Origin of the sequence: Streptomyces sp. NPDC050509 (genome assembly GCF_044457965.1) — a bacterium.
Classification (GTDB): Bacteria; Actinomycetota; Actinomycetes; order Streptomycetales; family Streptomycetaceae; genus Streptomyces.
Window position 1 is genome coordinate 95,175 of the sequence record NZ_JBITHL010000021.1, and the last position, 7,098, is coordinate 102,272.

The 7,098-nt window shown below is 73.6% G+C and carries 7 protein-coding genes; 4 read left to right on the plus strand and 3 right to left on the minus strand.

Features of this window, described 5'->3' with window-relative positions:
* Positions 1 to 165 precede the first annotated feature (165 nt).
* Genes ACIBJC_RS37595 through ACIBJC_RS37605 form a run of 3 tightly spaced genes read left to right on the plus strand, consistent with a single transcriptional unit; the run spans position 166 to position 1,571 of the window.
* A complete protein-coding gene (locus tag ACIBJC_RS37595) occupies positions 166 to 573 on the plus strand; it encodes a hypothetical protein (RefSeq protein ID WP_399300888.1) in 408 nt (135 codons plus the stop codon).
* The gene (locus ACIBJC_RS37600; protein ID WP_399300868.1) at positions 570 to 872 is read left to right on the plus strand and encodes a DUF4031 domain-containing protein; all 303 of its coding nucleotides are present in this window, start codon (positions 570 to 572) and stop codon (positions 870 to 872) included. The genes ACIBJC_RS37595 and ACIBJC_RS37600 overlap by 4 nt, the downstream gene beginning before the upstream one ends.
* A gap of 39 nt (positions 873 to 911) precedes the next feature.
* Positions 912 to 1,571, plus strand: coding sequence for a TetR/AcrR family transcriptional regulator (locus ACIBJC_RS37605; RefSeq protein WP_399300870.1), 660 nt, complete (start codon positions 912 to 914; stop codon positions 1,569 to 1,571).
* Here ACIBJC_RS37605 and ACIBJC_RS37610 read toward each other — a convergent pair.
* From ACIBJC_RS37610 to ACIBJC_RS37620, 3 genes are all read right to left on the minus strand, one after another.
* Positions 1,525 to 2,823: a Cmx/CmrA family chloramphenicol efflux MFS transporter gene (locus ACIBJC_RS37610; protein ID WP_399300890.1), complete on the minus strand. Its 1,299-nt coding sequence runs from the start codon at positions 2,821 to 2,823 to the stop codon at positions 1,525 to 1,527. The genes ACIBJC_RS37605 and ACIBJC_RS37610 overlap by 47 nt on opposite strands.
* Positions 2,824 to 3,001: 178 nt before the next feature.
* Positions 3,002 to 3,652, minus strand: coding sequence for a hypothetical protein (locus tag ACIBJC_RS37615; RefSeq protein ID WP_399300873.1), 651 nt, complete (start codon positions 3,650 to 3,652; stop codon positions 3,002 to 3,004).
* Between the two features lie 55 nt (positions 3,653 to 3,707).
* On the minus strand, positions 3,708 to 5,942 hold the full coding sequence (locus ACIBJC_RS37620; protein WP_399300892.1) for a heavy metal translocating P-type ATPase: 2,235 nt from the start codon (positions 5,940 to 5,942) through the stop codon (positions 3,708 to 3,710).
* A 275-nt stretch (positions 5,943 to 6,217) separates the two neighbouring features.
* Between ACIBJC_RS37620 and ACIBJC_RS37625 the strand changes: the two genes are divergently transcribed.
* Positions 6,218 to 6,937, plus strand: a complete 720-nt coding sequence (locus ACIBJC_RS37625) for a copper homeostasis protein CutC (RefSeq protein WP_399300875.1) — start codon at positions 6,218 to 6,220, stop codon at positions 6,935 to 6,937.
* Positions 6,938 to 7,098 lie beyond the last annotated feature (161 nt).

Below are 7,098 nucleotides of genomic sequence, written 5' to 3' on the forward strand. Positions count from 1 at the left end.
GAAAGATATTTTCGACCCTGGGGGTCGTCAACCCCCTCGGGGGGCGTGGGGCGGCACCCGGGTGACAATTGCGGGATGGACGACGAGAACCCTGGTCCGGACCCGGACGCGACCCCCGACGCGACCCGGGGTCCGAGCCCGGACGCGCCCCCGAGTCCCGACCCGCTGGAGTCGGCGCTGCACACCGCCCGCGCGCTGGTCCTCGCCGACCTGGCGGCCGGGGACGTGGCGCGCCCCGAGGTCGTGTCCCTGGTCGAGGAGTCGGTCTCGCACCGCCGCTGGTGGGTCGGGCAGTGGCCGGAGGGTGTGGCGTACGTGGCGGGGCTGGTCGCCCAGGACGTCCAGGACGCGCTGATGGAGCGGTACGGGCGCTGGCCGCTCTGCCCGGTCTGCGCGGAGGCCGAGCCGCACGCGCTGGAGGTCGAGCCGGAGCTGGGGCCCGACCCGCACTGGGTGTGCGGGAAGGCGGGGGTGGTGGTCGCGGCGGTCGGCGCGCTGGGCGGACCGGGCGGACCGGAAGCGCCGGGCGGACTGGGCGGACCCGACGGACCGGGCCGGGCGGGATCCGTATGACGGTGTACATCGATCCGCCCACCTGGCCGGGCCACGGCCGTATGTGGTCGCACCTGGTCAGCGACGTCTCCTTCGGTGAGCTGCACACCTTCGCCGCGTCGATCGGCTGCCCGCCGCGCGCCTTCGAGCGGGATCACTACGACATACCGTCGGACCGTTACGGCGACGCGGTACGGGCGGGCGCGGTGGAGATCGGCCCGAAGGAGCTCGTCCGCCGGCTCACGGGGGCGGGCCTGCGCCGTCCGAAGGGCCGCCCGGCGTGCACCGATCCCGGCACCGATCCCCGTGATAACGTCTAATTATATCTTGACGGTATAGCGCTCGGAAGGTGACAGGCCATGGCGGAGACCGGCATGCAGACCCCCCGCGAGCGCTACCGCGCCCAGGTGCGCACGGAGATCAAGGAGCGCGCCTGGGAGCAGATCGCCACGGCGGGCGCGTCCGCGCTCTCGCTCAACGCGATCGCCAAGCTGATGGGCATGAGCGGCCCCGCGCTCTACCGCTACTTCGCCGGCCGCGACGAGCTGATCACGGAGCTGATCAGGGACGCGTACCGCAGCCTCGCCGACACCTTCCACGCGGTCGAGGCCTCCGGCGGCGATGTGACCGCGCTGGCGCACGCCCTGCGCCGATGGGCCCTGGACGACCCCCACCGGTACCTCCTCATCTACGGCACCCCCGTCCCGGGCTACCACGCACCCGACGACATCACCGCGATCTCCCGCGAGATCATGACGACGCTGCTCGACGCGTACGGCGCACCGCCCGAGGACGGCCCGCAGACCCCGTTCGAGGCCCACCTCGCGGACCACCGGCAGTGGGTGGCCGGTCATCCCGCCGTGCCCGCCGCCCTCGGCCGGGCCCTGACCCTCTGGACCCGGCTGCACGGCGTGCTGTCGCTGGAACTCGCGGGCCACTTCACCGGGATGGGGTTCGATCCCGCCCTGCTGTTCACGGCCGAGCTGACAGGCCTCGTCGGTCCGCCGGCCGCTCGCTGACCGGCTGTACGGTCCCGGGCGCCGTGCCGGCGTCCGGGTCGGCGGCGCGGGCGGCGGCCGAGTCGACAGCCGCGCACGCCGCCGAACCGGTCACCACCCGGCTGGCCGTCGCGCGGTGGAGCCGGAGCGACAGCGCCGCCAGGCCGATCGCGACCACGGTCATCGCCGCGCCCGCCCACGCCGTCGAGGCGAAGCCGAGGTCCGCGTCGATCACCGTGCCGCCGAGCCAGGGCCCGCCCGTGTTGCCGAGGTTGAAGGCGGCCGTCGTGGTGGCGCCCGCCAGGGTGGGGGCCGCGGCGGCGATGTTGAACATACGGGCGTTGAGCGCGGGCGCCGTGTAGAACGCCGAGACACCGAGCAGGAACGTCAGGACGATGACGGCGACCGGGTTCGCGGCGGTCAGCGCCAGCAGCGCGAGCAGCACCGTCGACGCGGTGACGCCGCTGATCAGAACACCGAAGAGGTGCGCGTCCGCGTACCGGCCGCCCAGCGCCGTACCGACCAGCGCGCCGATGCCGAAGAGGCCGAGCACCGTCGGGACCCAGTCGCTGTCCAGGCCCGCCACGTCCGTGAGCAGCGGGGCGAGATACGAGAAGGCGCAGAAGACACCGCCCGCCGCGAGCGCGGTCATGGCGATGGAGAGCCAGACCTGACGGTCCCGGTAGATGGCCAGCTCCCGCTTGAGCCGCGGCTTCTCGGCGGGCAGAGGGATGCGCGGGATCAGGGTCGTCACACCGACCAGGGCGACCGCGGAGGCCGCGCCGACCGCCCAGAACGCCGAGCGCCAGCCCAGGTGCTCACCGAGGAACGCACCGGCGGGAACGCCGAGCACGTTGGCGATGGAGAGCCCGCCGATCATGACGGCCATCGCACGGGCCCGCGCGTTCGGCGCGACCATGGCGATGGCGACGGCCGCGCCGACCGCCCAGAACCCGGCGCACGCGAACGCGCTGACCACCCGGGACACGAACAGCACCTCGTACGACGGGGCGAGCGCGCCCGCGACCTGACCGAGGCCGAAGACCGAGATCAGGGCGATGAGCGTGGTGCGGCGGGGCAGGCGCAGGGTGGCCACGGCGAGCAGCGGGGCGCCGATGACCATGCCGATCGCGAACGCGGAGATGAGCAGTCCTGCGGTCGGGATGGACACGTCCATGTCGGCGGCGAGCGGCGGCAGCAGGCCGGAGAGCATGAACTCGCTGGTGCCGAGCGCGAAGACCGAGAGGCCGAGGATGTAGACGGCCAACGGCATACGGGCCGCCGGGGGAGCGGCCTCGGAGGGCGGTTCGGAAGCGGGAGCCGCTGCGGAAGGCGGTGCGGAAGCGGGGTCGGGGGCGCTGGTCGGGGCCGGGGAGCCGGGATCGGCGGATTCGGGCATGCCAGGTGCAACCTGTGCCGTCGGCCATGACATTCCGGCCCCCGTCATCTGTTCAGATGGTGAGACCGCGAAGCTCCGACGCCATGTTGTCGCGGGCCCGCGCCTCCCACTCCCGGGCGCCGTACGGGGTACGGAACAGGCCGGGCAGCGCGAGCAGTTGCTCCAGTACGGCCGCCCGGCCCGCGCGGAAGTCCGGGTCGGGGACGAAGCCGTACTCCTCCCGTACGGCCGCCGTGTACGCGGCGTACGCGTCCGGCGCCGAGGCCAGGATCGCGAGGTCGGCGTCGCACAGGACGGCGCCGTTCCGGTCGCCGGGGCCGGTGGCGTGCCCGGCGGTGAGCCGGACGAGCCGGGCGACCTCGGCCGTACCGTCCGCGCTCAACCCGGCCTCGGGCAGGGCGCGTTCGGCGAGCCGGGCGGAGCGCTCCTCGTTCTCGGAGCGGTCCGGGCGGTAGACCGCGTCGTGGAACCAGGCGGCGAGGCGTACGAGCGCCGCGTCCTCCGCGTACTCGGCGAGCGTGTCGACGCGGTCCAGGACGGCGGTCAGGTGATCGGTGGTGTGGTACCGGCGCTGCGGCTCGGCCCAGCGGGCGAGCAGGTCGTCGGCGTACACATACGGATCGGGGGCCGCGTCGCCCGGCCCCGGGAGCAGGGACCGGAGGGTGATCGCGAAGCGGTCGCGAAGAGCGGCGGAATCAGGCATGCCGAAAGCCTAGGCCAGTCACGGCCCAGGCCCCGGGCAGCCGGTGGCGGCGCGGTCAGGACGCCTTGAAGCGCCTCAGCCGCAGGCTGTTGCCGACGACGAAGACCGACGAGAACGCCATCGCCGCGCCCGCGATCATCGGGTTGAGGAGTCCGGCGGCGGCCAGCGGCAGCGCCGCCACGTTGTACGCGAACGCCCAGAACAGGTTCCCCCGGATCGTGGAGAGCGTTCTGCGCGCCAGGCGGATCGCGTCGGCCGCCACGCGCAGGTCGCCCCGTACGAGCGTGAGGTCGCCGGCCTCGATCGCGGCGTCCGTGCCGGTGCCCATCGCGAGGCCCAGATCGGCCTGGGCGAGGGCGGCGGCGTCGTTGACGCCGTCACCGACCATCGCCACCGACCGGCCCTCCGCCTGGAGCTTCCTGACCGCCTCGACCTTGTCCTCGGGCATGACCTCCGCGATCACCCGGTCGGCGTCGATCCCGACCTCGGCGGCCACGGACGCGGCGACGGCCCGGTGGTCACCGGTGAGCAGGACCGGTGTCAGACCCAGCGCGCGCAGCCGCCGTACCGCCTCCGCGCTGGTCTCCTTCACCGCGTCCGCTACTTCGAGGACGGCCCGCGCCTCGCCGTCCCAGGCCACCGCGATGGCCGTACGGCCCGCCGCCTCGGCCTCCGCCTTGCGCCGCGCCAGCTCCTCGGGCAGGTGGATCTCCCACTCCGCGAGCAGCTTCGTCCGGCCGACGAGGACCGCGTGGCCCTCGACCACACCCTGCACACCGAGGCCGGGCACGTTCGCGAACTCCTCGGGCGCGGGGAGCGCACCGACGCGCTCGGCGGCGCCCTCCGCGACGGCGCGGGCGATGGGATGCTCGGAGGAGTGCTCCAGGGCGCCCGCCAGCCGCAGCACCTCGTCGTCGGTGGTGGAGTCCGCGCTGTGCGTGGCCAGCAGGGTCATCCTGCCGGTGGTGACGGTGCCGGTCTTGTCCAGGACGATGGTGTCCACGCGCCGCGTCGACTCCAGCACCTCGGGCCCCTTGATGAGGATGCCGAGCTGCGCGCCGCGCCCCGTACCGACCATGAGGGCGGTGGGCGTGGCCAGGCCGAGGGCGCACGGGCAGGCGATGATCAGTACGGCGACGGCGGCCGTGAACGCGGCCGTCAGACCGCCGCCCGCCGCCAGCCAGCCGCCGAGCGTGGCCAGCGCGAGCACGATCACGACCGGCACGAAGACGGCGGAGATCCGGTCGGCGAGGCGCTGCACGGACGCCTTGCCGTTCTGGGCGTCCTCCACCATGCGCGCCATGCGGGCGAGCTGGGTGTCGGAGCCGATACGGGTGGCCTCCACGACGAGCCGGCCGCCCGCGTTGAGCGTCGCCCCGGTGACGCCGTCGCCCACGGCCACCTCGACCGGGACGGACTCGCCGGTCAGCATCGACGCGTCCACGGCGGAGGAGCCCTCGACGACGGTGCCGTCGGTGGCGATCTTCTCGCCGGGCCGTACCAGGAAACGGTCGCCGACCTGGAGTTCCGCCGTGGGGACGGTGGTCTCCCGGCCGTCGTGCAGGACGGTGACCTCCTTGGCGCCGAGGTCGAGCAGTGCGCGCAGGGCGGCGCCGGCCTTGCGCTTGGAGCGGACCTCGAAGTAGCGGCCGGCGAGGATGAAGGCGGTGACCCCGGCGGCGGCTTCGAGATAGATGTTCCCGGAGCCGTCGCCGCGGCTGATCGTCAGCTCGAAGGGGTGGGTCATGCCGTGCATGCCCGCCGTACCGAAGAAGAGCGCCCACAGCGACCAGAGGAACGCGGCCGAGGTGCCGACCGAGATGAGCGTGTCCATCGTCGCGGCGCCGTGCCGGGCGTTGGTCCAGGCGGCGCGGTGGAAGGGCCAGCCCGCGTAGGTGACGACGGGGGCGGCGAGGGTGAGCGACAGCCACTGCCAGTTGTCGAACTGGAGCGGCGGGATCATTGCCATCGCGATGACCGGGAGGGAGAGGACGACGGCGGTGATCAGCCGTTCGCGCAGGGTCCGCAGCTCGGCGTCGTCCTCTTCCGCTTCCTTGGTCTCCTCGCCGGAGCCACTTCCGGTCGGTGCGGGGCGTGCGGCCGGGGGCTGGTGCGCCGTGTAGCCGGTGGCCTCGACGGTGGCGATCAGATCGTCCACGGAGAGCCCGTCGGCGTAACTGACCTTGGCTTTTTCGGTCGAGTAGTTGACGGTGGCCTCGACGCCGTCCATCCGGTTGAGCTTCTTCTCGACGCGCGCGGCGCATGAGGCGCAGGTCATGCCGCCGATCATGAGCTCGACTTCGGCGGTGGAGCCTGGTGCGGCGCCGGCCGGGGTGCCGGTCGGGCTGCCGGTGGTCCGGGTGCTGCTCATGGGCGGCGGCTCCTTCTCTTCGACCTTTTCGACCGATACTTCATCGTACCCCCTAGGGGTATGAACTCCCTTCTTGTATACCCCCCACCCGTATGTAATTCAAGAGGTGGTGGTGACCCGTGCGGCTCTTTAGGCTTGAATATTGGACTAGACCTGTCTCCCCGTCCCCTCCCCGACGAATGAGGTCCCCTCTGATGAGCAAGCGCGCAGTCCTGGAGGTGATCGCCCTCGACGCGGAGGACGCGATCGCCGCACGGAACGGAGGTGCGGACCGCCTCGAACTGGTCACCGACATGGCGGCCGACGGGCTGACCCCGGCCACCGCGACCTTCGCGAAGATCCGCCAGGCCGTCCCGCTCCCCCTGCGGGTGATGCTCCGGCTGACGGACGGATTCGCGGCGGGCGGCCCCGACGGCGCCCGGGCGCTGGTCGAAGCGGCGCGGGCGCTGCGGGCCGAGGGCGCGGACGAGTTCGTCCTCGGCTTCCTCGACCCGGACGGCACCCCGGACCTGGTGACGGTCGAGCGGCTGACCGCCGAACTGGACGGCTGCCGCTGGACCTTCCACCGGGCGATCGACCACGCGGCCGACCGCGACGCGCTGCGTAAAAGCCTCGCGGACCTGCCCGGCCTGGACACCTACCTCACGGCGGGCTCCCCGGCCGGCGTCACCGAGGGCCTGCCCACCCTCCTGGCGGAGGCGGCGGCCGGCGCCCGCGGTGAACCGGGGTACGGGCCACGCCTCATGGCCGGCGGCGGCCTGTCGCTGCCCCACGTACCGGTCCTGCGCGCGGCGGGCGTGACGGCGTTCCACATCGGCGGCGCGGCCCGCCCGGCGGGCTGGGGCGCGCCGGTCTCGGCGGCGGCGGTACGGGAGTGGCGCGCGGCGCTCGACACGGTGACCGCCGACACGTAGCGGGCGGGTGGGGTGGGGGGGGGGGGGCCCCCCCCCCCCCCCCCCCCCCCCCCCCCCCCCCCCCCCCCAACCCCCCACCCCCCCCCCCCCCAACCCCGGGCCCCCCCGCCAAAAAGTGGGGGGACAAACGCCCCACAAGGGGTTTGTGGGGGGGGACGCGC